Here is a 26,996-nt window from a genome sequence, read left to right as displayed (position 1 = left end):
GACTGACACTGCGCAATCGCGAGCAGGCTCGCTCCCACAGGGGATGGTGGGTACTTCGCCGAAGGCGGGTTTTTGCGTAAAATGCCGGCCTTTCGTCACACCTCACGGATTTCGCGACATGGGCACTCTTACGGTCAACCAGAACAAACTGCAAAAGCGCCTTCGCCGTCAGGCCGGTGAGGCGGTTGCCGATTTCAACATGATTGAAGACGGCGACAAGGTCATGGTCTGCCTGTCCGGTGGCAAGGACAGTTACACCATGCTCGACGTGCTGATGCACTTGCAGAAGGTCGCACCGATCAAGTTCGAGATCGTGGCCGTGAACATGGACCAGAAGCAGCCAGGTTTCCCGGAGCATGTGCTACCGGCCTATCTCAAAGAGCTGGGCATCGAGTACCACATCGTCGAGAAAGACACCTACTCGGTGGTCAAAGAACTTATTCCTGAGGGAAAGACCACCTGCTCGCTATGCTCGCGTCTGCGTCGCGGCACGCTGTACACCTTTGCCGATGAAATCGGTGCGACCAAAATGGCCCTCGGTCATCACCGTGACGACATCGTCGAGACGTTCTTCCTGAACATGTTCTTCAACGGCTCGCTCAAGGCCATGCCGCCAAAATTGCGCGCCGACGATGGCCGCAACGTCGTCATCCGTCCGCTGGCCTACTGCAACGAAAAAGACATTCAGGCTTACTCGGACTTCAAGCAATTCCCGATCATCCCGTGCAACCTCTGCGGTTCTCAGGAAAACCTGCAACGTCAGGTGGTCAAGGACATGCTGCAAGACTGGGAGCGCAAGACCCCGGGCCGTACCGAAAGCATTTTCCGCAGCTTGCAGAACGTGATCCCGTCGCAACTGGCAGATCGCAACCTGTTTGACTTCACCAGCCTGAAAATCGACGAAACGGCGGCTTCGCGCTTCGTTAACGTGGTCAACCTCTAAACACAATCACTGTGGGAGCCAGCCTGCTGGCGATGGCGGTGGGTCAGACACATCATTGTTGACTGACCCGTCGCTATCGCCAGCAGGCTGGCTCCCACAGTGGTCTATTCATTTACTCATCAGGAGAGGGCATGCGCGATTACAAGTGGCTGAACGAATACTGTCTGAACCGCTTTGGTTCAGCAGCTGAACTGGAAGCCCATCTGCCCGTTCCGAAAACCCCGGCGCAATTGCGCAAGATCAGCGACGACCGCTACCTCTCGACCATGGCGCTGCGCGTGTTCCGTGCCGGGCTCAAGCACAGCCTGGTGGATGCCAAGTGGCCGGCCTTCGAAGAAGTGTTCTTCAAATTCGACCCTGAAAAAGTCGTGCTGATGAGCGCCGAACACCTTGAGCGACTGATGCAGGACGCGCGAATCATCCGTCACCTGGGCAAGCTCAAGAGCGTGCCGCGTAATGCACAGTTCATTCTGGACGTGGCGCATGAGCACGGCAGCTTTGGCGCGTTGATCGCTGATTGGCCGGTAACGGATATCGTCGGGTTGTGGACATACCTGAAAAAGCGCGGCCATCAATTGGGCGGGTTGTCGGCGCCACGTTTCTTGCGCATGGTCGGCAAGGACACCTTTGTGCCGAGCTACGATGTGGTCGCGGCGTTGAATGCACAGAAGATCGTCGACAAGGTGCCGAGCAGTTTGCGGGATCTTGCCTTGGTGCAGGATGTGTTCAACCAGTGGCATGAACAGAGTGGCGGGCGGCCGATGAGCCAGATTTCTATGATGTTGGCTTACACAGTGAATCATTGAGACCGAGTCGCCCGCATCGCTGGCAAGCCAGCTCCTACAGGGGATTTGTGTCGTCCACACATCCCCTGTAGGAGCTGGCTTGCCAGCGATGCGGTCTGTCAGGCGACGGAAATCTCGCCTTCACCGGCGAGCTTGCGATTGAGTTGAAACCGCCACCGCACATACAACAGCGCCGAGCAGAATACCGCCAGGCTCGCGCCCATCTCCAGCAACCCAAACAGCTGCCGGTTCGGGTCATACGCCGCCAGTGCGCCCTTGATGAAATACAGGTTCACCACAAAACACATCCACGAATGCCCACGGGCGCTGCCGATAATCATCCCCGGTGCGAGCAACAGCAGCGGCACCAGTTCGATCAGCAAAATCACCCACGGCCGCGCGCCATGCAGGTCGGCAAACACCAGGTAGTAGGCGCACAACAGCCCAACCAGACCGAAAAAGCACAGCAGGCTGACGACGCGCATCGCCCGCACCCGTGGTTCGAGCCATTCAATGGAGGGCAGAATCTTCGGCTTCTTGGCCACGTCAGTTCCCCAGCTTTTGCGCAGTCTTCGCCAACCGCAGGCCCAAGGCCCGACACAGCGCCACTTCATGTTCATTCAAGCCGCTTTTGCCATCGGCCCCGGCGTGATGGCTGGCGCCATACGGCGTGCCGCCGCCACGGGTTTCCAGCAAGGCGGATTCGCTGTAAGGCAGACCGGTGATCAGCATGCCGTGGTGCAGCAGCGGCAGCATCATCGACAGCAGCGTGGTTTCCTGACCGCCGTGCAGGCTCGCGGTGGAGGTGAACACGCCGGCCGGCTTGCCCACCAGCGCGCCGGTCAGCCAGAGGTTGCTGGTGCCGTCCAGAAAGTATTTGAGCGGCGCCGCCATGTTGCCGAATCGGGTCGGGCTGCCCAAGGCCAGGCCCGCGCAGTTCTTCAGGTCATCGAGGCTGGCGTACAGCGCGCCGGCGTCCGGAATGTCAGGCGCCACGGCTTCACATTCGGTGGAGATCGCCGGCACGGTGCGCAGGCGCGCTTCCATCCCGGACTGCTCGACGCCACGGGCAATCTGTCGGGCCATTTCATTGGTCGAGCCACTGCGGCTGTAATACAGAACCAGAATGTACGGTGCGCTCACGGCAGCAACTCCAGAACGTTCTCTGGTGGACGGCCGATGACGGCTTTGTCGCCGACTTCGAGAATCGGTCGCTCCATGAGTTTCGGGTGAGCAGCGATGGCCGCGATCAATTGCGCTTCGCTCAGGCTGCTGTCGGCCAGGTTGAGGGTTTTGTATTCGTCCTCGCCAGTGCGCAGCAGTTGCCGGGCGCTGAGGCCAAGCTTGGTCAGCAAGCTCTGGATTTGCACGGCGTCCAGCGGGGTTTCGAGGTAGCGCACGACAGTCGGGGCCAGGCCGCGGGCTTCGAGCAGTTCTAGCGCACCGCGGGATTTCGAGCAGCGCGGGTTGTGATAAAGCGTCAGATCGGTCATGGGCGGGTCGCTTCTTGCGTAAAGTGGCAGCTATTCTAACTGTGCAGCGCGTAATCCTGAACCTTGCGAGGCGATGGGTCGCAGGCGCATTCAATTTTGAACAAGGAACACGACATGACAAGGCGACTGGCAGCGGCATTGGCGATTTTCGGGGCGTTGATGCTGGGGGGCTGCGGCAATGACTATGGCGTCGACCAGAACGGCCAGAAAGTTGCGTCCGAACGGCTGGACAAACAATGGGTGGTGCTCAATTACTGGGCCGAATGGTGTGGCCCATGCCGGACCGAGATTCCGCAGTTGAATGCGTTGGCTGATCAATTGAAAGACAAGAAGATTGGCGTGTTCGGGGTCAACTTCGACAATGTGCAGGGTGAAGAACTGAAAAGCGCCAGTGAAAAACTGGGGATCAAGTTCACGGTACTGGCTTCAGACCCGGCCGATCTTTTTGAACTGCCGCGCAATGAGGCCCTGCCGGTGACGTACATCATCGATAACAAGGGCAAGGTTCGCGAACAACTGATGGGCGAGCAGACGGCGGCGGGGGTGATGGCGAAGCTTGAGGCGTTGCAGGCAGTCAACTGAGATGACCGTTATGATCGTTCCCACGCTCTGCGTGGGAACGCCGCCAGGGACGCTCCGCGTCCCTGTGACGCAGAGCGTCACTTGATGCATTCCCACGCAGAGCGTGGGGAACGATCGGGTAGAAGGATCAACCCTCTTCAAGCCACCATCGCAATGGCTTGCCTTGCGCCGGCCAGAAGCGCATCTGCTCGATCGGTGAAACGTCCCAGCGCTGTACGCCTTCCAGCGCCTGCAAGAAGCGCTTTTCCTGCTCCATGAGCGCTGGCGCACAGAGCTTGCGGGTGCTGCCGATCTTGCCGAAGCTCAACTTGTCGCCTTCCAGGGTATACGGCGCGAACCAATGGTTGCAGCCGCCATTGCCATAGGCCCGACCGTCTTCACCGAGGGTGATGGTCAAGTGGCTGTAGTCCATCAATGGATTTTCGCCGATCCATTCCAGAATGTAGCTACGATTTTTTTCGAGTTGCACCGGCTCGGCGGCGCAGCCCAGCAGGCTGGCACCGACCATGGCGGCCAGAGCGAGGCGTTTCATCACGCAGGCTCCTGGCATTTCGGGCACAGGTGTTTCTCGCCAACCGAGGTCCAGCCCAACTCGGTAATCCGCGCCGTGGCAGCGGGCTTTTCAGCCTTGTTGCCGAGCTTGGCGTCGACCGCGAACTCAAAGCTCAGCGCTTTGGCACAGCTGTCGCAATTGACTTCCCAGGTGTGGATCGCCAGTTCGCCGAACACCGGGCCACTGCTCACTGCGACCCATTGGCCTGGCGGGTTGATCAAGTGGCGAACCGTTTCGACGGTCAGGCGCATGGACAAGTCCTTGCTGCCTTTAAGGGTCACTACCAGCACGTCGCCAATCCGGATCGAGCCGCCGTTGCCGGTGACTTGATAACGCCCCGGCACAAGGGCGCGGCATTCGGTGAGGGTGTGTTGCGGGTTCATCAGGGTGTAGCGGAAATCGTGTTCGACCATGGGTCCTCCAAATATGCGCGGTATGCTATCACGGGCCTGCGTGCAGCATGGCGCGGGTGGATGACCTTCGATCAGGTTCAAACGACCTTCCAAAGCCTGAGTCAATCAGCCCTCGACCTGATTCTGCGGCGTACCGGCGGCCCAGGCCACGATGTTTTGCAAGGTCGTCGCGGCAATCGCGCCCAGCGCTTCGCGGGTCAGGAAGGCCTGGTGCGCGGTGATGATCACATTCGGGAACGTCAGCAGCCGCGCCAGCACATCGTCTTGCAGCGGCAGGTCGGACCGGTCTTCGAAAAACAGCTGTGCCTCTTCTTCGTACACATCGAGCCCCAGATAGCCCAATTGGCCGTCCTTTAATGCGTCGATCAGCGCCGGCGTGTCCACCAGACCGCCACGCCCGGTGTTGATCAACATCGCGCCGGGTTGCATGTGCACCAGTGAATTGCGGTTGATCAGGTGTTTGCTCTGCTCGTTGAGCGGGCAATGCAGGCTGATGATCTGCGACTCGGCGAGCAGTTCCGGCAGGCTCAAGTAGCGGGCGCCAAGGGCTTCGACTTGCGGGTTGGGGAATGGATCGTAGGCCAGTAGCTGGCAGCCGAAGCCGTTCATGATCTTGGCGAACGTTGCGCCGATCTGCCCGGTGCCGACCACGCCGACGGTCTTGCCCACCAAGTCGAAGCCGGTCAGCCCGTGCAGGCTGAAGTCGCCTTCGCGGGTGCGGTTATAGGCACGGTGCAAGCGGCGGTTGAGTGCCAGGATCAGCGCCACCGCATGTTCAGCCACGGCGTGTGGCGAGTAGGCCGGGACGCGCACGATCGACAATCCCAGCAATTTCGCCGCCGCCAGATCAACGTGGTTGTAACCGGCCGAGCGCAGGGCGATCAGGCGTGTGCCCCCAGCCGCCAGACGTTCCAGCACCGGGGCGCTGAGGTCGTCATTGATAAAGGCGCAGACCACCTCGTGAGATTGCGCCAGCGCCACGGTATCGAGGCTCAGCCGCGCGGACTGAAAGTGCAGCTCGATACCGGCGGGCAGGTCGGCGCTCAGAAAACTGTCGCGGTCGTAGGTCTGGCTGCTGAAAAGAATCGTGCGCATGAGTCCTCCTGGATAACTCGGTCAAGGCTTTATGTAGCAGCTGGCGAAGCCTGCGTCCGGCGGCGCAGCCGTCGTAAATCAGGAAAACGTGGTTTACCTGAAAGACCGCAATGTCTGATTTCACGACGGCTGCGCCGCCGGACGCAGGCTTCGCCAGCTGCTACAAGGGCCAGCTTAGCGCTTATGGTGATCGGCGCGGTTGCGCTGCATCAAGCGTTGATACGGGCATGAGCGGCCAGGCGATTGATCGCCCGTTCGAGCTCTTCCAGTGCGCCGGGCGCTTTCGGATCCTGTTGCTTGAGCAGCGTTTCACTGCGCTGACAGGCGGCGCGCAGTTGCGGGACGCCGCAATAACGGGKTGCCCCGTGCAAGCGATGGACGCGCTCGATCAATGCATTCCGGTCGTTGCTTTCCCGGGCCGTGCGAATGGCCTCGCGGTCGGCCTCAAGCGAGGCCAGCAACATCGCCAGCATGTCCGCAGCCAGATCCGCTTTGCCAGCGGCCAGACGCAAACCTTCTTCGGGGTCGAGCACCTGCAAATCATGCCCGCCGCCGTGGCTGTCGCTGGAACGTTCCGGTCCATGATTGCGCAGGGCCAGGCCTGTCCACTTCAACACCACCTGCGCCAATTGCCGCTCACTGATGGGTTTGGTCAGGTAATCGTCCATGCCGCTTTGCAGCAGCGCACGTTTTTCATTGGCCATGGCGTGGGCAGTGAGAGCCACGATCGGCAATGGTGTGCAATGCCGTTCACTTTCCCACTGACGAATCGCTTCGGTACTTTGACGCCCATCCATGCCGGGCATTTGTACGTCCATCAACACCAGATCGAAGGTTTCGTTGTGCACTGCCTTGACCGCCGCGTAACCACTTTCCACGGCCAGCACCTTGGCGCCCATGTCTTCGAGCAGGGTTTGTACCAGCAACAGGTTGGCCGGGTTGTCATCGACGCAAAGCACCTTCGGCGCACGGCTGGACAGCGGTTCGCCGGGTTCGCTGCGTTGCTGGCGCGGGTTGACCAAGTCGGATAAGGCCCTACGCAGTTTGCGGGTGCAGGCCGGTTTGGCCTGAAGCTGACTGTGCGGGTTAGGCACCGAGAGATGGAACAGTGTCTGCTCGGTGGTTGGACACAGCACCAGGACTTTGCAACCCAGGTGTTCGAGGTCCCAGATGTGCTGGTTGAGACGCTCCGGCGGCATGTCGTTGCTGGTGATGCCAAGCACCGCCAGATCGATGGCCTGATCGGTCTGATGCGCGCCGGTCACGCCATTGGTCAGGCTCTCCAGGGTATTGAACGGCGTTACGCTCAGGCCGCAGTCTTCCAGTTGATGCTGCAACGCTTGCCGCGCCAGCTCATGGTTTTCCAGCACCGCCACGCGGCGCCCGAGCAGGGGAGGGCCTGGCAGGTCTTCGGCGTCATCGCGGGTCTTGGGCAGACTCAAGCTGATCCAGAACTCCGAACCTTCGCCCGGTGTACTATCGACGCCAATTTCGCCGCCCATCTGCTCAATCAGTCGTTTGGAAATCACCAACCCCAGCCCCGTGCCGCCGGGTTGCCGGGACAACGAGTTATCGGCCTGGCTGAAGGCCTGGAACAGCGCGCGCACGTCCTGGTTCGACAGGCCGATGCCGGTGTCCTGAATGCTGATGCGCAGTTGCACGCTGTCTTCATGCTCTTCTTCAAGCATGGCGCGGGCAACGATGGTGCCTTCACGGGTGAACTTGATCGCGTTGCTGACCAGGTTGGTGAGGATCTGCTTGAGCCGCAACGGGTCGCCCACCAGCGATAAGGGCGTGTCGCGATACACCAGACTCACCAGTTCCAGCTGTTTGGCGTGGGCCGCCGGAGCGAGGATGGTCAGCGTGTCCTGCAGCAGGTCGCGCAGGTTGAACGGAATATTGTCGAGCACCAGTTTGCCGGCCTCGATTTTCGAGAAGTCGAGGATTTCGTTGATGATCCCCAACAGGCTGTCGGCGGATTTCTCGATGGTGTCCAGGTAGTCGAGCTGGCGCGGCGTCAGTTCGCTTTTTTGCAGCAGGTGCGTGAAGCCGAGAATGCCGTTGAGCGGCGTGCGGATTTCATGGCTCATGTTGGCCAGGAACTCGGATTTGATCCGGCTCGCTTCCAGGGCTTCCTTGCGCGCCAGGTCCAGCTCGATGTTCTGGATCTCGATGGTTTCAAGATTCTGGCGCACGTCTTCAGTGGCTTGGTCGACGCTGTGCTGCAATTCTTCCCGCGCATTTTGCAGGGTGCCGGCCATGCGGTTGATGCCGGACGCCAGGTCATCCAGTTCCTGACTGCCGAGGGGTGGCAAGCGGGTTTCCAGATGACCGTCCTTGAGTTGCGCTACCGCCAGTTTGATCTGGCTGATCGGTCGGTTGATGGTCCGCCCCATCCGCAGTGCCAGCAGCGCCGCGCCGGCCAGACCGGCGGCGATCATCAGCAGGCTGGCAAACAGGCTGCGGTAACCGCGCAGCAACATGCCGCTGTGGGACAGTTCGATTTCGACCCAGCCGAGCAGGCGGTTGGCTTCATCGGGAATCAAGTCGCCGGCCAGGTTGCGGTGTTTGCCAAACACCGGCAGCAGATAACGCGTCGCATCGTTGCCGCTGCGGCGCAGCATCTGCGAGCCGTTGCCCACCGGTGCCTGATTGAGCATGGTCGGGCCGGCGTGGGCCAGCAGCGTGCGGTCGGGGGCGAGGAGGGTCACTGCGCGCACGTCCGCTGTTTCCAGCGACTGGGTGGCGATACGCTCCAGCAGGTCATTGTCCTTGCGACCCATGGCCGGGGCCACCAGGGGCGCAAGCTGTTCGGCAATCATCTCGCCGCGCTGCAATAGCTGGGATTGCAGGTCGGATTGCTGCATCCAGGTGAAATAGCCGCCCAGGACCAATGCCATCAGAGTCGTCGGCAACAAGGTCAGCAACAGCACGCGGCCTTCAATTCCCAGTTTCTTGAGCACGCATTTCTCCTGCATCCAGCGATTGATTGACCTGCGTGTACGTCCGGTACGCGCCACCCGGGCAGTGTAGCGAGTTGCAGGCAGGCAATCTTCGTAAAATTGATGTCGTCATTCGTCGGACGCCTTGCTGCTTTTGCGTCTTGGGCAAACCTTGGGTTGCCCATCGGCAGGCAATCTTGAATAATCAGTCAACTGAGAATTATTTGCAGATACTCATGACTCCCATCTCTATTGGCCATCCCCGAATCCTTTCCATCGAAGACGACCTCGTGCTCGGTGCGTATGTGCACGAACATTTGGGACGTTGTGGTTTTCAGGTGACCTGGTGTCAGAACGGCCAGGAAGGCCTGGCCATCGCGCGTCAGCAAGCCTTCGATGTAGTGTTGATGGATATTCTGTTACCGGGCCTGGACGGCCTCAATGTGTTGACGCAGTTGCGCCAGAGCCATTCCACCCCAGTGGTGCTGATGTCCGCACTGGGCGCCGAAGAGGATCGCATCAGCGGCTTTCGCCTGGGGGCCGATGATTACTTGCCAAAACCGTTCAGCATGGCCGAATTGCGCGTACGCATCGAAGCGATCCTGCGTCGGGTGGCGCTCGACCGGAGGCCAGAGCCGGCACCGCTGGCCAGTGAGGCGGACAGTCTGCATTTCGACGATGAACTGTGTGAGGTTTTCTATGGCGAACACGCCGCCGGCCTGACCCGCAGCGAGTATCGATTGCTGGAAACACTCAATCGCAATGACGATGAGGTGTTGAGCAAAGCCTTCCTTTATCAGCACGTGCTGCAACGTGGTTACGCCGCCCATGACCGCAGTCTCGATATGCACATCAGTCAGATCCGCCGCAAACTCAAAGGCATCGGTTATACCGAGCGGGAAGTGCGCACGGTCTGGGGCAAGGGTTACGTATTGAGTGCGGCCGATGAAATGGTCTGACCTGCCAGGCCGGCACTCGCTGTTCTGGAAACTCGCCTGTTTGCTGGTAGCGTTTTGTCTGCTGATGATCTGGCTGAGTTGGTCCTGGGGCCGGTACATGGAACAGAAAAACCTGTTCTTGTCCGAAGAGGCCAGGCTCACGCTGACCCGCTACGCTGCCGAAGCCGAGCAAGCCTGGAATCAACGCCAGAGTGCAGGCGTCGATGTCTGGCTGCAGGATATCGGCAAGCGCGAGACATCGTGGGTCGGTGTCATCGGCGCTGACTTGCAGTCGTTGAGCAGTTATCCGCTGACGGAAAAAGAAGTTCAGCGCCTGACCTTTTTGCGCGGACTTGATTGGCCAACGAGTCGCCACACCAGAGGCTTGCCATGGTTGAGAATCCCCTTTCCAAACGACCCGGCGGCCGGCAGCCTGGTGATCGAGCTGCCCCAACGCTTTGTTCCGGGGCAATACCGGCTTTTCTGGCGGGTGATCACCAACGGCATCATTCCGGGATTGTTCACGCTGTTGTTATGCGTCGGTCTGTATCGACTGCTGGTCGTGCCGTTGAACAGTCTGCGCGAACAGGCCAACGCCTGGCGCGCGGATCAGTTGAACGTGCGCTTGTCGAGCAGCACCACCAATCGTTCGGATGAGCTCGGTGAGTTGGGCAGGGCCTTCGATCACATGTCCGAGCGCCTGCAAAGCACCGTGGCCTTGCAGCAACAATTACTGCGTGACCTGTCACACGAACTGCGTACACCGCTGAGCCGCTTGCGGGTGGCCAGCGAAAGCGAGCAGGAACTGTCGGCGTTGCGCGAGCGTATCGGTCGGGAGGTCGATGGCATGCAGCGTCTGGTGGAAGACACGCTACAACTGGCCTGGCTCGACACCGAGCGTTCACCGTTGCCCGATGAAGCGATCCAGATTCAGGCACTGTGGGAAATGCTCACGGAAAATGCTTGCTATGAAAGTGGTTGGCCGGGCAGTCAATTGCACTGCACGGTGGATTCATCGTGTTGGGTTCGCGGCAATCTCAACACCCTGGCGCAGGCGCTGGAAAACATTCTGCGCAACGCCGTTCGTCATTCGCCGAAGGGCGGCGTGGTGAGTCTCGGTGGGCGGCGCGATGGCGACTTCTGGCATTTGTGGCTGGAGGATGAGGGCGGCGGGGTGGCTGAGGCCGATCTTGAACGGATCTTCAGTCCGTTCATTCGACTCGATGGCTCGCGTCCCGGGGATGGCGGGTTTGGGTTGGGGTTGAGCATTGCGAAGAATGCGGTGCGGCGGCAGGGAGGACAGCTTTGGGCTCAGAACACTGGGACGGGGTTGCGGCTGAATATGCGGTTGCTGGCTGAAAATGATGGCGTCAGTGATGACGCCATCGCGAGCAGGCTCGCTCCCACAGTGGAGATGAGTCGCCCACAAATGGCGTGATTCCACCCACTCCTTCAAGTCTAAACATACAAGCGAGCCTGCTCGCGATGAGGCCCTCCCAGCCACCCAAGTTTTGATATTGCCGGAGCGTTCCCGTTCTTATGTACGACCTTTCCTAAAGGGTATTGCTGACACCTTATGCCTGACACGACGGAATAGACTCGCGTTTTTCCTCGTCCTCAGGAGTCCGGCATGAATGCATCCAGCGTCCCCGACAATGCAACCGACGACCGTTTCAATGAAGTGCTTGCGCTGATTCAAAGTGCCAAACAGCAGGCCATGCAGACGGTGAATACCCAGCTGATTGAGTTGTATTGGCAGGTGGGTGCTTACATCAGTCGCAAGCTGGAAAAAGCCGAATGGGGCGATTCGGTGGTCAGTCAGTTGACTGAGCATCTGGCCACGACTCAACCTGGGTTGCGCGGTTTTACCCGGCGTAATCTGTTCCGTATGCGCCAATTCTACGAGGCTTACCGGGGAGATCAAAAAGTGTCAGCACTGCTGACACAATTACCCTGGACCCATAACCTGCTCATTCTGAGTCAGAGCAAACTCCCCCAAGAGCGTGAGTTCTATTTGCGTCTGGCGGTCCAGGAAAAGTGGTCGACGCGGGAGTTGGAGCGTCAGTTCAAGACCGCACTGTTCGAGCGAAGCGTGACCCAACCGGCAAAAACCTCTTCGGTGCTTAGACAACCTCACCCGGCAGCGCTTGAGATATTCCGCGACGCCTACATGCTCGAGTTTCTCGGCCTGCCGGGTGGCCATGCCGAAACTGATCTGCATAAAGGGTTACTGGTACGCCTCAAGGATTTTCTGAGCGAGCTCGGCCGCGATTTCTGCTTTGTTGGCTCTGAATACCCGCTGCAAGTTGGCAGTCGTGATTTCGCTCTGGATTTGTTGTTCTACCACCGTGGTCTCAATTGTCTGGTGGCCATAGAGCTAAAAGTGGGTCGATTTGAGCCGGAGTATTTGGGTAAGCTGGACTTCTATCTGGAAGCGCTTGACCGCGATGAGCGCAAATCCCACGAAAACCCCTCCATCGGTGTATTGCTCTGTGCCAGTAAAGATGACGAGGTGGTCGAATATGCCCTCAACCGCAGCCTTTCGCCGGCGCTGATTGCTGAGTATCAAGTCCAGCTACCGGATAAGCAGCTGTTGCAGGCCAAATTACATGAGTTCTATGCTTTAAATGTCGCGCAAGCAGAGGAATCCTGAACCCGCTCAGGTTGCTTATTCCCATAAGCCATAAGCACCACACTTTGCGTGATATGGCCTGCGAACGTTTGTCGGTATGATAGTCGCCCCCGCAGTCTGGATTGCGAATACGCCATGACCTTGCAGTACCCAACCATCGCCGATTGCGTCGGCAACACTCCGCTGGTTCGTTTGCAGCGCCTGCCCGGCGCCACCAGCAATACCCTTTTGCTCAAGCTCGAAGGGAATAACCCGGCGGGTTCGGTCAAGGACCGGCCGGCGCTGTCGATGATCACTCGCGCCGAGTTGCGCGGGCAGATCCACGCCGGCGATACGCTGATCGAAGCAACGTCCGGTAACACCGGGATTGCTTTGGCGATGGCGGCCGCGATCAAGGGTTACAAGATGATCCTGATCATGCCGGACAACTCCAGCGCCGAGCGTAAAGCCGCCATGACGGCGTATGGCGCCGAGTTGATCCTGGTCACCCAGGAAGAAGGCATGGAAGGCGCCCGCGACCTCGCTCAGCGAATGGAAGCCGAGGGCCGTGGCAAGGTGCTGGACCAGTTCGCCAACGGGGATAACCCGCAAGCGCACTACACCACCACCGGCCCGGAAATCTGGCGTCAGACCGAAGGCACCATCACCCATTTCGTCAGCTCCATGGGTACCACCGGTACCATCATGGGCGTCTCGCGCTACTTGAAAGAGCAGAACGAGAGCGTGCAGATCATCGGTCTGCAACCGATGGAAGGCTCGGCGATTCCGGGTATCCGTCGCTGGCCGCAGGAATACCTGCCGAAGATCTACCAGGCCGAGCGTGTGGACCGGATCGTCGACATGGCGCAAAGCGAAGCCGAAGACGTGACCCGTCGTCTGGCCCGCGAAGAAGGCATCTTCTGTGGCGTGTCCTCGGGCGGTGCGGTGGCAGCGATGCTGCGCCTGTCGAAGGAAGTTGAAAACGCGGTGATCGTCGCGATCATCTGTGACCGTGGCGACCGTTACTTGTCGACCGGCATCTTCGACGCGCCTAACTGATGGCCAAGCACGAGAGAGGTCTGCGCTTCCAACCCACGGGCGGCAGCAAGGCCCCACAAATCCCGACCGGCAAAAAGCAGCGCTTGAGTATCGAGCGCCTGGCCAATGACGGTCGCGGTATCGCCTTTTTCGAAGGTCGCACCTGGTTCGTCATCGGCGCCTTGGCCGGTGAAGAAGTCGAAGCGCGGGTGTTGGGTGCCCATGGCAAAGTGGTCGAGGCGCGTACCGAGCGCGTGTTCCAGGCCAGTGAATTGCGTCGTCCGGCACCGTGTCCGCATGCCGGTCGCTGTGGTGGCTGCAGCGTGCAGCATCTGCCCCATACCGAACAACTTGCCCTGAAACAGCGCATGCTCGCCGAACAACTGTCGAAGGTCGCCGGTGTCGAACCGCAAGAGTGGGCAGCGCCGTTGAGTGGTCCGGAATTCGGTTACCGCCGTCGCGCCCGGGTAGCGGTGCGCTGGGACATGAAGGCGAAAAAACTCGAAGTCGGATTCCGTGCCGCGGGCAGTCAGGACATCGTCGCGATCAACGAATGCACGGTGCTGGTACAGCCCTTGCAGCCGATCATGACCCGCTTGCCGGAGATGCTGCGTCGCTTGAGCAAACCTCAGGCGCTGGGGCATGTGGAATTGTTCAGCGGTTCGTCGTTGGCCGTGTTGCTGCGGCACATGGCGCCATTGTCTGAAGCCGACATGACGATCCTCAAGGAATTCTGCGCTTTCCATGAAGCCCAATTGTGGCTGCACGGAGAGGGTGACCCGCAACCGGTCGAAGCCGGCCAGTCGCTGGGTTATCGCCTGGAGCGTTGGGACCTGGACCTGGCCTACCGGCCCGGGGATTTTATTCAGGTCAATGCAGGGGTCAACGAAGCCATGGTCGCCCAAGCGCTGGACTGGCTCAAACCTCAGGCGGATGAGCGGGTTCTGGATTTGTTTTGTGGTCTGGGTAATTTCGCCCTGCCGCTGGCCAAGGCCGTTCGTGAAGTGGTGGCGGTGGAAGGTGTGCAGGCCATGGTCGAGCGCGCCGCCGTCAACGCGGCTAGCAATAATCTGCATAACGCGCAATTTTTTCAGGCCGATTTATCCCAGCCTTTGACTGATGCCGAATGGGCGCGCGAAGGCTTTTGTGCGGTACTCTTGGACCCACCGCGTGACGGTGCTTTCGAGGTGGTGCGCAAGCTGGCGTCCCTGGGCGCCAAACGGTTGGTGTATGTGTCGTGCAATCCGGCAACGTTGGCGCGCGATACAGTTGAGTTGATCAAACAGGGCTACCGGTTAAAACGTGCCGGGATTCTCGATATGTTTCCTCAAACGGCACATGTCGAGGCCATGGCGTTATTTGAAGCGAGCTAGGACTGCTCGTCTGGTCCGACTGGCCCGCCCGTGCAGCTCTCGCATGAGCCCCGTGAGGGCAATCGGGCAACGAAGGTCAGCGATTTGACGCATTGAATCTGCGTCATAGGGAAGGTAAGCAAGATGGTACAGGTGAGAGCACACCAGCCGATCAATACAGACGGCAGTATCAATCTCGAGGCTTGGCTCGATCATGCGGTCAGTGTCGATCCGGCACTGGATCGCGAAGCCTTGAAGGAAGCGTGCGAGTTCGCTCGTACGTCTGAACAACAGGCCAATGCGGCGAAGAATCTCTGGTCCGAAGGGACCTCGAGTTTCCGCACGGGCCTTGAGATCGCCGAGATTCTGGCCGACCTCAAACTCGATCAGGATTCACTGGTTGCCGCGATCTTGTACCGTGGCGTGCGCGAAGGCCAGATCCTGTTGCCTGCCGTCAGCCAGCGCTTCGGTCCGTTGGTGGCCAAGCTCATCGACGGCGTGCAGCGCATGGCGGCGATCAGCGACAGTCTGAGCCCGCGTAAATCCCTGGTGCTGGGCACTCAGGGCCAGGTCGAAAACCTGCGCAAAATGCTGGTCGCCATGGTCGACGACGTTCGCGTCGCGCTGATCAAACTGGCTGAACGCACCTGCGCGATTCGAGCGGTGAAAACCGCCGACGACGAGAAACGCAATCGCGTCGCCCGTGAAGTCTTCGACATCTATGCGCCACTCGCGCACCGTCTCGGTATCGGTCACATCAAGTGGGAATTGGAGGACTTGTCCTTCCGTTACCTTGAGCCTGACCAGTACAAGCAGATCGCCAAGTTGCTGCATGAACGGCGTCTGGATCGCGAGCGTTTCATCGCCGACGTGATGAGCCAGCTGAAGAACGAATTGCACGCCACCGGCGTCGATGCCGACATCAGTGGCCGGGCCAAACACATCTATTCGATCTGGCGCAAAATGCAGCGCAAGGGTCTGGAGTTCAGCCAGATCTATGACGTGCGCGCCGTTCGCGTGCTGGTGCCGGAGATGCGCGATTGCTACACCGCGCTCGGCATCGTCCACACCTTGTGGCGGCACATCCCGAAAGAATTCGACGACTACATCGCCAACCCGAAAGAGAACGGCTACCGCTCGTTGCACACGGCGGTGATTGGTCCTGAAGGCAAGGTGCTGGAAGTGCAGATCCGCACACACGCCATGCACGAGGAAGCCGAGCTGGGCGTGTGCGCGCACTGGCGCTACAAAGGCACCGACGTCAAATCCGGCTCCAACCACTACGAAGAGAAAATCTCCTGGCTGCGTCAGGTCCTCGAGTGGCACGAAGAGCTGGGCGATATCGGCGGCCTGGCGGAACAGCTGCGGGTCGATATCGAGCCGGACCGGGTCTACATCTTCACCCCGGACGGTCACGCCATCGACTTGCCCAAAGGCGCGACGCCGCTGGACTTTGCTTACCGCGTGCATACCGAAATCGGTCACAACTGCCGTGGCGCGAAGATCAACGGGCGTATTGTGCCGCTCAACTACAGCCTGCAAACCGGTGAACAGGTCGAGATCATCACCAGCAAGCACGGCACCCCGAGCCGCGACTGGCTGAACCCGAACCTGGGTTACATCACCACCTCGCGGGCGCGGGCGAAGATTGTCCACTGGTTCAAATTGCAGGCGCGCGATCAGAACGTCGCGGCCGGCAAGACCCTGCTTGAGCGCGAACTCAATCGCCTCGGCCTGCCGGCAGTGGACTTCGACAAGCTGGCCGACAAGGCCAACATGAAGACGTCCGAGGACATGTTCGCGGCGTTGGGTGCCGGAGATTTGCGCCTGGCACAACTGGTGAACCTGGCTCAGCAACTGGTCGAACCGGAACGCGGCAACGAACAGCTGGAGCTGATCCCACGCAAAGCCACCGGCTACAAACCGGGCAAGCGCGGCGACATCCAGATCCAGGGCGTCGGCAACCTGATGACGCAAATGGCCGGCTGCTGCCAGCCGCTGCCGGGCGATGCAATCGTCGGTTACATCACTCAGGGCCGTGGCGTAAGCATTCACCGCCAGGACTGCGCCTCGGTGCTGCAACTGGGCGGTCGCGAGCCAGAGCGGATCATCCAGGTCAGCTGGGGCCCGGTGCCGGTGCTCACCTACCCGGTGGACATCATCATCCGCGCCTACGACCGCTCCGGTTTGCTGCGTGACGTGTCGCAGGTGCTGCTCAATGAGCGGATCAACGTGCTGGCGGTCAACACCCGCTCGAACAAAGAGGACAACACGGCGTTGATGTCCCTGACCATCGAGATTCCGGGGCTGGATGCGTTGGGGCGGTTGCTGGGGCGGATTTCCCAGTTGCCGAACATCATCGAAACACGTCGTAACCGGACGCCTTGACGGGTCACCTTATTGCAGGCTGTGCTTTTGTGGGAGCCTGGCTTGCCAGCGATGCAGACACCTCGGTCTTTCAGGAACACCGAGGTGACATCTTCGCTGGCAAGCCAGCTCCTACAAGGATCGTGTAGAGATTGATAGATGTATTCAATTGAAGACCTGCTGCACTTGATGAACCGGCTGCGCGACCCGCAGTTCGGTTGCCCATGGGACATCAAGCAAACGTATGCCACCATCGTCCCGCACACCCTTGAGGAAGCCTACGAAGTCGCTGACGCCATCGAGCGCGGTGACTTCGATCACTTGCAGGGGGAGTTGGGCGATTTGCTGTTTCAGGTGGTTTATTACAGCCAACTGGCGCGGGAAGAAGGGCGCTTCGAATTCGACGGTGTGGTCGACAGCATCACCCGCAAGTTGATCCGTCGGCATCCGCACGTGTTTCCTACCGGTGATCTGTATGCGCCCGTGGACATCCCGCGCCTGAGTGAAGAACAGGTCAAGCAGCGCTGGGAAGAGATCAAGGCCGAGGAGCGCGCCGAGAAGTCAGCGGCACCGTTGCAGTTGTCGTTGCTCGACGATGTACCGGCTGCGCTGCCTGCCTTGTCCCGTTCGGCGAAACTGCAAAAGCGCGCCGGGCAGGTCGGTTTCGACTGGCCGGACGCCTTGCCGGTGCTGGACAAGGTCCGCGAAGAGCTCGATGAAGTGCTCGAAGCCATGGCCGACAATGACTCGGCAGCGATTGCCGATGAGGTGGGTGACCTGCTGTTTTCGGTGGTCAATCTGGCGCGTCATCTCAAGGTTGATCCGGAAACCGCGTTGCGTGGCGCCAACAGCAAATTCGAAAGACGCTTCCGTTTTATCGAACAGGCATTGCGCGACACCCACCGTCCCATAGAAGATTGCACCCTCGAAGAGTTGGACGCCTTGTGGGGCGAAGCCAAACGTCAGGAAAAGAATTTGACCAGCTGCGGTTGAGCAGTTGCCTAAGTGAGAAACAAGCACCATGAGCATTTCCCTTCGCGACCAGTTGCTCAAAGCAGGGCTGGTCAACCAGAAGCAGGCCAAACAGGTCGGCAAAGAGAAGCAGAAACAGCAGCGCCTGGCCCACAAGGGTCAGATCGAACTGGATGACTCGCAGCAGCGTGCAGCCCAGGAAGCCATGGCCGAGAAGGTCAAGCGCGACCAGGAGCTGAACCGCCAGCAGCAGGAAAAGGTCGAGGCCAAGGCCCGCGCCGCTCAGGTCAAGCAATTGATCGAAGTCTCGCGTCTGCCGAAGCTGACCACCGAGGACTACTACAACTTTGTTGATGACAAGAAGGTCAAGCGTATTTGCGTCAACACGCTGATGCGTAACCAGCTCAGCAATGGTTTCCTGGCGATCGTGCACCACGCCGGCGGTTACGAAGTGATTCCGCGTGAAGCGGCGCTGAAGATCCAGGAGCGCGATCCACAGCGTATCGTGCAGATGAACGTGAAGACTGAAGAAGTGGCAACCGAGGACGATCCGTACGCGGCTTATCAGATTCCGGATGATCTGATGTGGTAAACCGTTAAAGGCTGCAACAACGACAAACCCCGCTCATGGCGGGGTTTGTCGTTTTCAATGCTGTGTTGCTCAGGCGCAGAGCGACGCTCTTTTCTGCTCCAGGGTTTCCAGTTCGGCTTTGTAGTTGTGGGCGTCGGTTTCGGAGTGGAACATCCCCACCAGCAGGTCTTGTTGGTGGACATCCCAAATGCGGATACCGGCGGCTACACCCTCATGGGATTTATGTGAATCGTCGCGTTCAGTTACTTTTACAGTCATCTGCTAGCTCCAATCTCAATTACCTGCACCAAGGCGTGTGCAGGTCTTTGTTATATGTTTTGTTAGCTTGCTAAGTAAACGCTCGGGATTGGTAACGAACAATTGCCGATTCTGCAACAGTCCTGCAGCCCGCGTAACACGCGACATTCGCTCGCAGGGCGTTGGTTTTTATGACAAAAGCTTCATGTTCGACAGGAAGAAAACCACTGAAATCTGTAGGAGCCGAGCTTGCTCCGGGCGGCGATCCGACGATGGCGGCTTCACAGTCAATGATGATGGTGAATGTGATGGCCTCATCGCGAGCAAGCTCGGCTCCTACATTGTAAAGGCACAAAAAAAACGCCCCGAACCAGTCGGGGCGTTTTTTTTGTGCAGCGAAACGGCGAGGTATTACTTACCTGCCCAGCGCTTCAGTACCAGCGTGGCGTTGGTGCCACCGAAACCGAAGCTGTTGCTCATCACGGTGTCGATGGTGGCGTTTTCGCGAGTCTTGGTCAGGATCGGCATGTCTGCCACTTCCGGGTCCAGTTCGTCGATGTTGGCGGAACCCGCCATGAAGTTGCCTTCCATCATCAGCATGCAGTAGATCGCTTCGTGAACGCCGGCGGCGCCCAGGGAGTGACCCGACAGGCTCTTGGTGGAGCTGATGGCCGGAGCCTTGTCACCGAACAATTCGCGCACACCTTTCATTTCCATGACGTCGCCGACCGGAGTCGAGGTGCCGTGGGTGTTCAGGTAGTCGATCGGAGCGTCAACGGTGGACATTGCCATCTGCATGCAGCGGATAGCGCCTTCGCCGCTTGGGGCGACCATGTCGTAGCCGTCGGAGGTCGCGCCGTAGCCAACGATTTCCGCGTAGATCTTCGCGCCGCGCGCCAGAGCGTGTTCCAGCTCTTCGACCACGACCATGCCGCCACCGCCGGCAATGACGAAACCGTCACGCTTGGCATCGTAGGCACGGGAAGCTTTTTCCGGGGTTTCGTTGTACTGGCTGGACAGTGCACCCATGGCGTCGAACAGGAACGACTGGCTCCAATGCTCTTCTTCACCGCCGCCGGCGAACACGATGTCCTGCTTGCCCATCTGGATCTGTTCCATGGCAGTACCGATGCAGTGAGCACTGGTAGCGCAGGCAGAAGCGATGGAGTAGTTCAGGCCCTTGATCTTGAACGGGGTGGCCAGGCAAGCGGAAACGGTGCTGCTCATGGTCCGCGTGACACGGTATGGGCCAACGCGCTTCACGCCTTTCTCGCGCAGGATGTCCAGCGCTTCCATCTGGTTCAGCGTGGAGGCGCCACCTGAACCGGCAATCAGACCGGTACGCGGGTTGGAGACTTGCTCATCGCTCAGGCCGGAGTCAGCGATGGCGTCTTTCATGGCCAGGTAGGCGTAAGCCGCCGCGTGGCCGACGAAGCGAAAGATCTTGCGATCGATCAGCTCTTCGAGGGGAAGGTCAATGGAGCCGGAAACCTGGCTACGCAGACCCATTTCGGCATATTCCGGGTTGAACCGGATGCCAGGGCGGCTTGCACGCAGGTTAGCGGAGACGGTCTCTTTGTCATTGCCCAGGCACGAAACGATGCCCAGACCAGTGATAACGACGCGGCGCATGCGGATAACCCTTAGAAGTTGTCAGTGGAGGTGAAAACGCCGACCCGAAGGCCTTCGGCGGTGTAGATCTCGCGGCCGTCGACGCTGACCGAACCGTCGGCAATGGCCAGGTTCAGTTTGCCTTTCAACACACGCTTGATCTGAATGTTATAGGTGACTTTCTGGGCGGTCGGCAGGACCTGGCCGAAGAATTTCACTTCGCCCGAACCCAGCGCACGGCCACGGCCCGGCAGACCTTGCCAGCCAAGGAAGAAACCGACCAGTTGCCACATGGCATCAAGACCCAGGCAGCCTGGCATCACCGGATCACCTTCGAAGTGGCAGGCGAAAAACCACAGGTCCGGAGTGATATCCAGCTCGGCGACCAATTCACCTTTGCCGTACTTGCCACCCTCGGCACTGATATGGGTGATGCGATCCACCATCAGCATGTTCGGGGCGGGCAGTTGTGCGTTACCTGGGCCGAACAGCTCACCGCGACTGCAGCGCAGCAGGTCTTCCCGAGTAAAGGCGTTTTGTTGGGTCATGCGAGCTCCTCAATAGTCCCATGCGGCAGGGTGGGGCAAATCTCCCGGCCGATCGAAGCGTTCATGCCTCGAGTCAGCAGCCTACTCATAGACTATTGCGTTGTGGTGAAAGTCACAGCACCAAGGACATGAATGTACACTTGTGCACTGAAATTATTATTCAAGCCCCTTTTCGGGCCTGTTCGGGTGCCTAAGACTGCCGCACTTTCGCCTTTCACGCCAGTCGCAGATGCTCGAAAGGCCTGTACTACTGCACCCAGCGCTGCAGAATTTGCTGCAAATCAGTACGTTTGAAGGGCTTGGCCAGATAATCGTTCATGCCCACCGACAAACAGGCTTCGCGGTCGCCCTGTAACGCATTGGCGGTCAAAGCGATGATCGGCAAGTTCGCGCAGCCGGGCAACTGGCGAATCTGTCGGGTCGCCTCGTAGCCGTCGACGATCGGCAGCCGGCAGTCCATCAGAATCGCTTCAAAAATCAGGCTCTCGGCACTGCGCACGGCTTGCGCGCCATCGGTCGCGACGCTGACAGTAAAACCCAGGCTGCGTAACATTGCTTCGATGACGGTCTGATTGACCGGGTTGTCTTCGACCAGCAGCACATTGCGACCTGCGCCATCATCGTTACCGGTCTGTGTCCGGGGTGTCAGTACCGGCAGCGACTGCTTATAGAGCGCCAGCGGAATTTCCAGGGTAAACACCGAACCTTGGCCTTCCTCGCTCTGCGCACGTAAGGTGCCGCCCATGCGTTCCGCCAGCGTGCGGGCAATCGGCAGGCCCAGACCGGTGCCACCGTAGCGCCGTGAAATGGAGCTGTCGGCCTGCTGGAAGGCATTGAACATCAACTCCAGGCTTTCAGCCGAAATGCCGATGCCGCTGTCGCGCACGGTGCAGGTAAACCACAGCAGTTCGTGATCCAGCGATTGCCACTGCGGTTCAATGCTGACGCGGCCCTGCTCGGTGAACTTCAATGCATTGCCGACCAGGTTGACCAGAATCTGCCGGATCCGTGTCGGATCGCCCTGAACCTGAAGGGCGCGCATGTCCTCGGGGATCAGCAACTGCAGATCAAGCTCGCGCTGTAACGCGCTGTGCTGGAACGATTGGGCGCAACTGCTGATCAGGTCCGCCAGGTTGAACGGGATGTGTTCCAGTTCCAGCTCCGAACGCTCTATACGCGAGAAGTCGAGAATATCGTTGATGACCTTGAGCAGGTGTTCGGTGGACTCCGAGGCCAGCGCCGCGTATTCAATCTGCTCCTCGGTCATGTCGGTGGTTTCCAGCAATTGCAGCATACCGAGCACGCCATTCATCGGTGTACGCAGTTCATGGCTCATCATCGCCAGGAAGTCAGACTTGGCATTGTTGGCCTTTTCCGCCTCCTCGCGCGTCTGGATCAATTGCGCCATCGCCTGATGCTGTTCGCGACTGGCTTGTTCGAGGCCGGCGGCGAGGTTGTTGATGTGCTGCGACAGCGCACCCAGCTCGGTGTCGTCGACAATCGGCAAGGGTGTTTTGTAATCGCCGTGCTGGATCGCCTTCACTGCGTTGCCAATATCGCGGATCGGTTGCGACAGGCTGCCCGCCAGACGCCGGGCCACCAAAAAGGTAAACAGCAGGGCGAACAGCGCAAGGATGGCGGCTTTGAACAGGATTTCCTGCTGACGCTGGCTGAACGCATCATTTGAAAGACCGACGATCACCCGACCCAGATAGTCCTCGGTGGGGCCAATGCTGGCGGCTTTGGGGCCCTGGAAGAAATCATTGTTGAGCGCTATCCGTTGCAGCCGCACCGGTGCCTGGAACACTTCAACCTGTTGTGAGCGCCTGTAGGTTTCCGACGGGTGCTCGACGTACACCAAAATCCGGTTGGCGTTGTCCTGGACCTCCAGAAAGCGCACGTTCGGCGTGGCGAGTGTCGCCTTAAGCAAACTTTCAAGCACCTCGTTGTTACCCGAAATCACCCCGTATTCGGCGGCGGGTGCCAATTGGTTGGCGATCAATTGCCCGGTGTGGTTGAGCTCCTGACGCAGGTCCTGGATCCGCACGAAGGTGAAGAAGCTGATCAGCAACAACGTCAGCAGCAGGGCAGGGCCAAGGCTGATCATCTGGGTGCGAGTGCTGATGTCCCAGGGGCGTCGGAGGGTCATGGCAGGCTTTTTCCTTCAGCCAATTGGGTGGCAATAGCTGCTTCATTGATCGGTTCGATACCTAATGAACGAGCCACTTGCGGATTACTTGATACTTTGAAGTGTTGCGGATATAGCGACCGCGGCCAACTCGCCGCAGGTAGATCGAGCAATTCGTCGAGCATCTGCAGCCAGTCGCTCTGATCGCTGTAAGTGCTGGCCAGGCTGCCCGCCTTGACGAAAGCGGCGTTGGGGCCGATCAATGCCAATTGCCGGGAATAGCTGCTCAACAGCAGGTTTTTTGCGGTTTTCGGGTTGTAGAGGTCGGGATCGTCGAGGCCCAGCAGCACGTCACAGTTATTCAGCAAGGTCTGCAAGGGGCGGCTGTCATGGATGTTATTCCAGCGCTCGGCGACCACTTCAAGCTCCAGTCCAAGGGCGGCCCGGCGCAATTCTTTCAACAGGAATTCGCTGTGATTGTCGTACAGCACACCGATGCGCTGCGCCTGCGGCAAGATGAGTCGGGTCAGGCGCAATTGCCGATCCAGCGGCGCATCGCTCCAGAGCAGACTGAGGTGGGGTGGAACGTCAACGCCGAAACGTTGCTGGGCTTGCAGGCGGCTGATGCGCAGCACCAACGTCGCCGGGCCCTGAGCCTCTTGCTGGCGCCAGTCGAGGCTCGGCAGATCAAGCAGGATCAGGCGGGCGGCGGCGGGCAGTTTACCAGGTGATGGAAGGCTCGCCAGTGGCTGGAAACGCACACTGTCGGCAGGGCGCATGTCGCTCAGCGCGCGGACGAAGGATTGCACGCCGGGATTGTCTTCGGCGCCGGTCAACAGGATGTCGGCGGCCTGTGTCGGCAGGGCGCCGAGCAAACAGCCAGCCGCCAGGCACAACTTGGCCAGCAGGCGGCCCAGTGGCGGCGATTTCCATGACAGGCGATGCCCCATTTAAAACATCAGCTCCGCGCTGAAGTAAAGCACCCGACGCTCGTCGTAGTTGTTGTCGACGAACGTGGTGGGTTGGTTATCCAGGCGTTGTTGAAGGATGCTGGCCAGTTCCAGATTGGCCTTGCCCAAGCCGGCGAAGTAGCCGTTGCAGCCCGGTTCTCGCGAGCGCATGCGTTCGTTGTCGAGATCAACCGGACCACGGGTCTTGAGGTAGTAATGGGCGCTGGTCTGGCCGTAAGCCGTGGGCTGCAAATGGGTCACCCGGTAACTCCAGTTGACGTTGTTCTCGAACATGTCTGGCGAACGGATCGTCTCCGAGTACAGGGGGTGTCGTCGAGCGTGCCGTTGAAACCGGTCTCGGAAGCTGCCCGGTCGTAACGATAGTTCATGCCGCTGACCAGTCGCAGACTGTCGGACAGGCTGAGGGTGTCTTGCACTTCCATGTCATAGCACGATTCCAGGGGCCTCTGATCGATGTCGCCACACAGTTTGCTGATGTGGCGCGCGATTCATTGTCGAGAAACAAGTCGTCGGCCAGCAAGGACGGGCTGAAGATCAGCGCCATCACCAGCGGCGAGCGGGGTGAAGGAGAACCAAACGACACGTCATACCCTTGATCGTGATGAGTTGGCGCGCATGTTAACCGAGCCCGTTGACTTTTCCATTCACGATGCCGGCATTTTCCCAGGATTCATTGGTCTTCTTCCTACAAGTGTTGGTAAATGAAGCGGGGGCTGGCCGCCACGGGGCCGCTCCGTATAATGCCAACATCGCCACTGGTATGGATTAACGGATTGCATATGACTGAACAGCGCCCAATTGCGGTCCTGGGAGGCGGAAGTTTTGGTACCGCCGTGGCTAATTTGCTGGCCGAGAACGGGCATCAGGTCCGGCAGTGGATGCGTGACCCCGAACAGGCCGAGGCCATTCGGGTCAATCGCGAGAACCCGCGTTACCTCAAAGGCATCAAGATTCTTCCGGCAGTAGAACCGGTGACCGACCTGCAAGCCACGCTGGCAGCCTGCGACCTGTGTTTCGTCGCGCTGCCCTCCAGTGCATTGCGCTCGGTATTGGTCCCGCACACCGAACTGTTGAGCGGCAAACTGCTGGTCAGCCTGACCAAAGGCATCGAAGCCCACACGTTCAAGTTGATGAGCGAGATCCTCGAGGAGATCGCCCCGAAAGCGCGCATCGGCGTGCTGTCCGGACCGAACCTGGCCCGTGAGATCGCCGAGCACGCGCTGACCGCCACCGTGGTCGCCAGTGAAGACGAAGAGCTGTGCCAACGGGTTCAGGAAGCGCTGCATGGCCGGACCTTTCGCGTGTACGCCAGTGCCGACCGGTTTGGCGTCGAATTGGGCGGGGCGCTGAAAAACGTTTACGCAATCATTGCCGGCATGGCCGTGGCACTGGGCATGGGCGAAAACACCAAGAGCATGCTGATCACCCGGGCACTGGCGGAAATGACCCGTTTTGCGGTGAATCAGGGCGCCAACCCGATGACCTTTCTCGGTCTTGCCGGTGTGGGCGATTTGATCGTCACCTGCTCGTCACCAAAAAGCCGTAACTACCAGGTGGGGTTTGCCCTGGGTCAGGGCTTGAGTCTGGAGGACGCGGTCACGCGTCTGGGTGAAGTGGCTGAAGGCGTGAACACGCTGAAAGTGCTCAAGGCCAAGGCTCAGGAGGTTGGCGTCTATATGCCGCTGGTCGCCGGGCTGCATGCAATCCTGTTTGAGGGGCGCACGCTTAATCAAGTGATTGAATTGTTGATGCGCGGCGAACCGAAAACCGACGTCGATTTTATTTCAACCAGCGGTTTCAACTAATAAGCACGCTTTGCAAAAAAGCAGGGGAGCGCGACATGAACGATCCGAAATTAGAAACCAGGTACGAATCCATTCTGCTGCGGGTGCTGTGGATGATCGTCTTCCTGTTGGTCTGGCAAGTAGCGCAGTTCATCCTTGGGGCGGTGGTGCTGGTTCAACTGATCTATCGTTTGTTTTATGGCGCACCGAGCGCCAGCCTGATGAACTTCGGCGACAGCCTGAGCCAGTTTTTGGCTCAGATCGGCCGGTTCGGCACGTTCCACAGCGACCAAAAGCCTTGGCCGTTCGCCGATTGGCCGACGCCGCGTACACCGGAAGGTGAAGCGCCGCACGTCGTGGCGCCCGCACCGCATCCGGCCCGAGATGAGGAACCCAAGCTATGAAACTCTGGGTATTGCGTCATGGTGAAGCTGAACCGTATGGCTCGCGTCCCGATTCGGAACGGGCACTGACCGATCACGGTCGCAAGGAAGTGTTGAACAGCGCAGCGCATTTGATCGGTCAGCCGATTACCGCGATTTACGCCAGCCCTTACCTGCGTGCGCAGCAAACCGCGCAGTTGGTGCGTGAAGCCCTCGGTTTCGAGCCGGAGATCCGCACGGTCGAGTGGCTGACCCCGGGAACCGATCCGGACAAGGTGGCCGAACAGCTCGTATCAGTGAGTAATGTCCTGTTGGTCAGTCACAACCCGCTGGTGGGAAACTTGCTGAGCTATCTGCAACATGGCGCCGGGCATCCGCCGGAAAAAGTCTCCACTGCCGGGCTGGCCGAGCTCAAAGGTGATGAGTTGCTGATCGGCTCGATGAAGCTCAAGGGCATCAAACACCCATAACCGTTTTGCCTTGGTTTTTGTAGGAGCCGGACTTGCCCTAATGCCGATCAGTTAAGCAATTTCTGCGGTAACGCAATTTTTGTAGCAGCTGGCGAAGCCTGCGTCCGGCTGCGTAGCAGTCGTGAAATCAGACGATGCGGTGTTTCAGGAAGACCGAAAACTCAGGTTTTACGACTGCTGCGCAGCCG

At 59.3% G+C, this 26,996-nt stretch carries 26 protein-coding genes and 1 pseudogene; 14 read left to right on the top strand and 13 right to left on the bottom strand.

Features of this window, described 5'->3' with window-relative positions:
- Positions 1-118 precede the first annotated feature (118 nt).
- Entirely contained in the window at positions 119-943 is an 825-nt protein-coding gene (gene ttcA, locus AC1DWM_RS27770) for a tRNA 2-thiocytidine(32) synthetase TtcA (RefSeq protein ID WP_109785173.1), read from the top strand.
- Positions 944-1,074: 131 nt separating this feature from the next.
- Complete coding sequence (locus AC1DWM_RS27765) at positions 1,075-1,749, top strand: DNA-3-methyladenine glycosylase I (RefSeq protein ID WP_223519742.1); 675 nt, start codon at positions 1,075-1,077, stop codon at positions 1,747-1,749.
- Positions 1,750-1,847: 98 nt separating this feature from the next.
- Here AC1DWM_RS27765 and AC1DWM_RS27760 read toward each other — a convergent pair whose 3' ends face one another.
- The 3 genes from AC1DWM_RS27760 to arsC are packed head-to-tail and all read right to left on the bottom strand — an operon-like array spanning position 1,848 to position 3,221.
- The gene (locus AC1DWM_RS27760) at positions 1,848-2,273 is read right to left on the bottom strand and encodes a DUF2069 domain-containing protein (RefSeq protein WP_223519740.1); all 426 of its coding nucleotides are present in this window, start codon (positions 2,271-2,273) and stop codon (positions 1,848-1,850) included.
- Position 2,274: 1 nt separating this feature from the next.
- The gene (gene wrbA / locus AC1DWM_RS27755; RefSeq protein WP_223519738.1) at positions 2,275-2,871 is read right to left on the bottom strand and encodes an NAD(P)H:quinone oxidoreductase; all 597 of its coding nucleotides are present in this window, start codon (positions 2,869-2,871) and stop codon (positions 2,275-2,277) included.
- On the bottom strand, positions 2,868-3,221 hold the full coding sequence (arsC, locus tag AC1DWM_RS27750) for an arsenate reductase (glutaredoxin) (protein ID WP_477796648.1): 354 nt from the start codon (positions 3,219-3,221) through the stop codon (positions 2,868-2,870). The genes wrbA and arsC overlap by 4 nt, the downstream gene beginning before the upstream one ends.
- A gap of 114 nt (positions 3,222-3,335) precedes the next feature.
- Between arsC and AC1DWM_RS27745 the strand changes: the two genes are divergently transcribed.
- Positions 3,336-3,803: a TlpA disulfide reductase family protein gene (locus tag AC1DWM_RS27745; RefSeq protein ID WP_223519734.1), complete on the top strand. Its 468-nt coding sequence runs from the start codon at positions 3,336-3,338 to the stop codon at positions 3,801-3,803.
- Between the two features lie 127 nt (positions 3,804-3,930).
- Here AC1DWM_RS27745 and AC1DWM_RS27740 read toward each other — a convergent pair whose 3' ends face one another.
- The 4 genes from AC1DWM_RS27740 to AC1DWM_RS27725 all read right to left on the bottom strand — a co-directional run bounded on the left by AC1DWM_RS27740 (position 3,931) and on the right by AC1DWM_RS27725 (position 8,827).
- On the bottom strand, positions 3,931-4,335 hold the full coding sequence (locus tag AC1DWM_RS27740; RefSeq protein WP_223519732.1) for an META domain-containing protein: 405 nt from the start codon (positions 4,333-4,335) through the stop codon (positions 3,931-3,933).
- Positions 4,335-4,769, bottom strand: coding sequence for a hypothetical protein (locus AC1DWM_RS27735; protein ID WP_223519730.1), 435 nt, complete (start codon positions 4,767-4,769; stop codon positions 4,335-4,337). Before AC1DWM_RS27735 ends, AC1DWM_RS27740 begins: the two co-directional genes overlap by 1 nt.
- A gap of 105 nt (positions 4,770-4,874) precedes the next feature.
- Positions 4,875-5,864 carry a 2-hydroxyacid dehydrogenase gene (locus AC1DWM_RS27730; RefSeq protein WP_477796647.1) on the bottom strand — a complete coding sequence of 330 codons (990 nt, stop codon included), beginning with the start codon at positions 5,862-5,864 and terminating at the stop codon, positions 4,875-4,877.
- Positions 5,865-6,073: 209 nt separating this feature from the next.
- Positions 6,074-8,827, bottom strand: coding sequence for a response regulator (locus AC1DWM_RS27725; RefSeq protein ID WP_477796646.1), 2,754 nt, complete (start codon positions 8,825-8,827; stop codon positions 6,074-6,076).
- A gap of 215 nt (positions 8,828-9,042) precedes the next feature.
- Between AC1DWM_RS27725 and AC1DWM_RS27720 the strand changes: the two genes are divergently transcribed.
- From AC1DWM_RS27720 to AC1DWM_RS27685, 8 genes are all read left to right on the top strand, one after another.
- Complete coding sequence (locus tag AC1DWM_RS27720; RefSeq protein WP_477796645.1) at positions 9,043-9,765, top strand: response regulator transcription factor; 723 nt, start codon at positions 9,043-9,045, stop codon at positions 9,763-9,765.
- Complete coding sequence (locus AC1DWM_RS27715; RefSeq protein ID WP_477796644.1) at positions 9,752-11,182, top strand: histidine kinase sensor domain-containing protein; 1,431 nt, start codon at positions 9,752-9,754, stop codon at positions 11,180-11,182. Before AC1DWM_RS27720 ends, AC1DWM_RS27715 begins: the two co-directional genes overlap by 14 nt.
- Positions 11,183-11,374: 192 nt before the next feature.
- On the top strand, positions 11,375-12,397 hold the full coding sequence (locus AC1DWM_RS27710; RefSeq protein WP_477796643.1) for a PDDEXK nuclease domain-containing protein: 1,023 nt from the start codon (positions 11,375-11,377) through the stop codon (positions 12,395-12,397).
- 114 nt (positions 12,398-12,511) lie between these two features.
- Positions 12,512-13,414 carry a cysteine synthase CysM gene (gene cysM, locus AC1DWM_RS27705; RefSeq protein ID WP_223519719.1) on the top strand — a complete coding sequence of 301 codons (903 nt, stop codon included), beginning with the start codon at positions 12,512-12,514 and terminating at the stop codon, positions 13,412-13,414.
- Positions 13,414-14,766: a 23S rRNA (uracil(1939)-C(5))-methyltransferase RlmD gene (rlmD, locus tag AC1DWM_RS27700; protein WP_223519718.1), complete on the top strand. Its 1,353-nt coding sequence runs from the start codon at positions 13,414-13,416 to the stop codon at positions 14,764-14,766. Before cysM ends, rlmD begins: the two co-directional genes overlap by 1 nt.
- A gap of 123 nt (positions 14,767-14,889) precedes the next feature.
- The gene (relA, locus tag AC1DWM_RS27695; RefSeq protein WP_477796642.1) at positions 14,890-17,133 is read left to right on the top strand and encodes a GTP diphosphokinase; all 2,244 of its coding nucleotides are present in this window, start codon (positions 14,890-14,892) and stop codon (positions 17,131-17,133) included.
- 138 nt (positions 17,134-17,271) lie between these two features.
- The gene (gene mazG, locus AC1DWM_RS27690) at positions 17,272-18,105 is read left to right on the top strand and encodes a nucleoside triphosphate pyrophosphohydrolase (protein WP_477796641.1); all 834 of its coding nucleotides are present in this window, start codon (positions 17,272-17,274) and stop codon (positions 18,103-18,105) included.
- Between the two features lie 28 nt (positions 18,106-18,133).
- A complete protein-coding gene (locus tag AC1DWM_RS27685) occupies positions 18,134-18,676 on the top strand; it encodes a DUF2058 domain-containing protein (protein WP_477796640.1) in 543 nt (180 codons plus the stop codon).
- Positions 18,677-18,745: 69 nt separating this feature from the next.
- Here AC1DWM_RS27685 and AC1DWM_RS27680 read toward each other — a convergent pair whose 3' ends face one another.
- From AC1DWM_RS27680 to AC1DWM_RS27655, 6 genes and pseudogenes are all read right to left on the bottom strand, one after another.
- Entirely contained in the window at positions 18,746-18,934 is a 189-nt protein-coding gene (locus tag AC1DWM_RS27680) for a hypothetical protein (protein ID WP_223519711.1), read from the bottom strand.
- Between the two features lie 390 nt (positions 18,935-19,324).
- Positions 19,325-20,545 carry a beta-ketoacyl-ACP synthase I gene (gene fabB, locus AC1DWM_RS27675; protein ID WP_223519709.1) on the bottom strand — a complete coding sequence of 407 codons (1,221 nt, stop codon included), beginning with the start codon at positions 20,543-20,545 and terminating at the stop codon, positions 19,325-19,327.
- 11 nt (positions 20,546-20,556) lie between these two features.
- A complete protein-coding gene (gene fabA / locus AC1DWM_RS27670) occupies positions 20,557-21,072 on the bottom strand; it encodes a 3-hydroxyacyl-[acyl-carrier-protein] dehydratase FabA (protein ID WP_223519708.1) in 516 nt (171 codons plus the stop codon).
- A gap of 247 nt (positions 21,073-21,319) precedes the next feature.
- Positions 21,320-23,221, bottom strand: a complete 1,902-nt coding sequence (locus AC1DWM_RS27665; RefSeq protein ID WP_223519706.1) for an ATP-binding protein — start codon at positions 23,219-23,221, stop codon at positions 21,320-21,322.
- The gene (locus AC1DWM_RS27660) at positions 23,218-24,150 is read right to left on the bottom strand and encodes an ABC transporter substrate-binding protein (protein ID WP_477796639.1); all 933 of its coding nucleotides are present in this window, start codon (positions 24,148-24,150) and stop codon (positions 23,218-23,220) included. The genes AC1DWM_RS27665 and AC1DWM_RS27660 overlap by 4 nt, the downstream gene beginning before the upstream one ends.
- Positions 24,151-24,638, bottom strand: a pseudogene (locus tag AC1DWM_RS27655) (TonB-dependent receptor); the annotation flags it as partial.
- Between the two features lie 312 nt (positions 24,639-24,950).
- On the opposite strand from AC1DWM_RS27655, the gene AC1DWM_RS27650 reads away from it, so the two are divergent.
- From AC1DWM_RS27650 to sixA, 3 genes are read left to right on the top strand one after another with little or no spacing between them, the layout of a single operon-like run.
- Complete coding sequence (locus tag AC1DWM_RS27650; protein WP_223519702.1) at positions 24,951-25,976, top strand: NAD(P)H-dependent glycerol-3-phosphate dehydrogenase; 1,026 nt, start codon at positions 24,951-24,953, stop codon at positions 25,974-25,976.
- A 35-nt stretch (positions 25,977-26,011) separates the two neighbouring features.
- The gene (locus tag AC1DWM_RS27645; RefSeq protein ID WP_223519701.1) at positions 26,012-26,359 is read left to right on the top strand and encodes a DUF4389 domain-containing protein; all 348 of its coding nucleotides are present in this window, start codon (positions 26,012-26,014) and stop codon (positions 26,357-26,359) included.
- The gene (sixA, locus tag AC1DWM_RS27640; protein ID WP_223519699.1) at positions 26,356-26,808 is read left to right on the top strand and encodes a phosphohistidine phosphatase SixA; all 453 of its coding nucleotides are present in this window, start codon (positions 26,356-26,358) and stop codon (positions 26,806-26,808) included. Before AC1DWM_RS27645 ends, sixA begins: the two co-directional genes overlap by 4 nt.
- The last annotated feature ends 188 nt before the right edge of the window (positions 26,809-26,996 follow it).

It is taken from the genome of Pseudomonas sp. P4_C8, from assembly GCF_056401975.1.
This window is presented reverse-complemented; position numbering and strand designations above follow the sequence as displayed.

What these genes read in the sequence shown, in the direction of transcription:
- ttcA (WP_109785173.1), top strand. Translation starts at nt 119, where the DNA reads ATGGGCACTCTTACGGTCAACCAGAACAAACTGCAAAAGCGCCTTCGC.
- AC1DWM_RS27765 (WP_223519742.1), top strand. Translation starts at nt 1,075, where the DNA reads ATGCGCGATTACAAGTGGCTGAACGAATACTGTCTGAACCGCTTTGGT.
- arsC (WP_477796648.1), bottom strand. Translation starts at nt 3,221, where the DNA reads ATGACCGATCTGACGCTTTATCACAACCCGCGCTGCTCGAAATCCCGC.
- AC1DWM_RS27745 (WP_223519734.1), top strand. Translation starts at nt 3,336, where the DNA reads ATGACAAGGCGACTGGCAGCGGCATTGGCGATTTTCGGGGCGTTGATG.
- AC1DWM_RS27740 (WP_223519732.1), bottom strand. Translation starts at nt 4,335, where the DNA reads ATGAAACGCCTCGCTCTGGCCGCCATGGTCGGTGCCAGCCTGCTGGGC.
- AC1DWM_RS27735 (WP_223519730.1), bottom strand. Translation starts at nt 4,769, where the DNA reads ATGGTCGAACACGATTTCCGCTACACCCTGATGAACCCGCAACACACC.
- AC1DWM_RS27730 (WP_477796647.1), bottom strand. Translation starts at nt 5,864, where the DNA reads ATGCGCACGATTCTTTTCAGCAGCCAGACCTACGACCGCGACAGTTTT.
- AC1DWM_RS27720 (WP_477796645.1), top strand. Translation starts at nt 9,043, where the DNA reads ATGACTCCCATCTCTATTGGCCATCCCCGAATCCTTTCCATCGAAGAC.
- AC1DWM_RS27715 (WP_477796644.1), top strand. Translation starts at nt 9,752, where the DNA reads ATGAAATGGTCTGACCTGCCAGGCCGGCACTCGCTGTTCTGGAAACTC.
- AC1DWM_RS27710 (WP_477796643.1), top strand. Translation starts at nt 11,375, where the DNA reads ATGAATGCATCCAGCGTCCCCGACAATGCAACCGACGACCGTTTCAAT.
- cysM (WP_223519719.1), top strand. Translation starts at nt 12,512, where the DNA reads ATGACCTTGCAGTACCCAACCATCGCCGATTGCGTCGGCAACACTCCG.
- rlmD (WP_223519718.1), top strand. Translation starts at nt 13,414, where the DNA reads ATGGCCAAGCACGAGAGAGGTCTGCGCTTCCAACCCACGGGCGGCAGC.
- relA (WP_477796642.1), top strand. Translation starts at nt 14,890, where the DNA reads ATGGTACAGGTGAGAGCACACCAGCCGATCAATACAGACGGCAGTATC.
- mazG (WP_477796641.1), top strand. Translation starts at nt 17,272, where the DNA reads ATGTATTCAATTGAAGACCTGCTGCACTTGATGAACCGGCTGCGCGAC.
- AC1DWM_RS27685 (WP_477796640.1), top strand. Translation starts at nt 18,134, where the DNA reads ATGAGCATTTCCCTTCGCGACCAGTTGCTCAAAGCAGGGCTGGTCAAC.
- AC1DWM_RS27680 (WP_223519711.1), bottom strand. Translation starts at nt 18,934, where the DNA reads ATGACTGTAAAAGTAACTGAACGCGACGATTCACATAAATCCCATGAG.
- fabB (WP_223519709.1), bottom strand. Translation starts at nt 20,545, where the DNA reads ATGCGCCGCGTCGTTATCACTGGTCTGGGCATCGTTTCGTGCCTGGGC.
- fabA (WP_223519708.1), bottom strand. Translation starts at nt 21,072, where the DNA reads ATGACCCAACAAAACGCCTTTACTCGGGAAGACCTGCTGCGCTGCAGT.
- AC1DWM_RS27665 (WP_223519706.1), bottom strand. Translation starts at nt 23,221, where the DNA reads ATGACCCTCCGACGCCCCTGGGACATCAGCACTCGCACCCAGATGATC.
- AC1DWM_RS27660 (WP_477796639.1), bottom strand. Translation starts at nt 24,150, where the DNA reads ATGGGGCATCGCCTGTCATGGAAATCGCCGCCACTGGGCCGCCTGCTG.
- AC1DWM_RS27650 (WP_223519702.1), top strand. Translation starts at nt 24,951, where the DNA reads ATGACTGAACAGCGCCCAATTGCGGTCCTGGGAGGCGGAAGTTTTGGT.
- AC1DWM_RS27645 (WP_223519701.1), top strand. Translation starts at nt 26,012, where the DNA reads ATGAACGATCCGAAATTAGAAACCAGGTACGAATCCATTCTGCTGCGG.
- sixA (WP_223519699.1), top strand. Translation starts at nt 26,356, where the DNA reads ATGAAACTCTGGGTATTGCGTCATGGTGAAGCTGAACCGTATGGCTCG.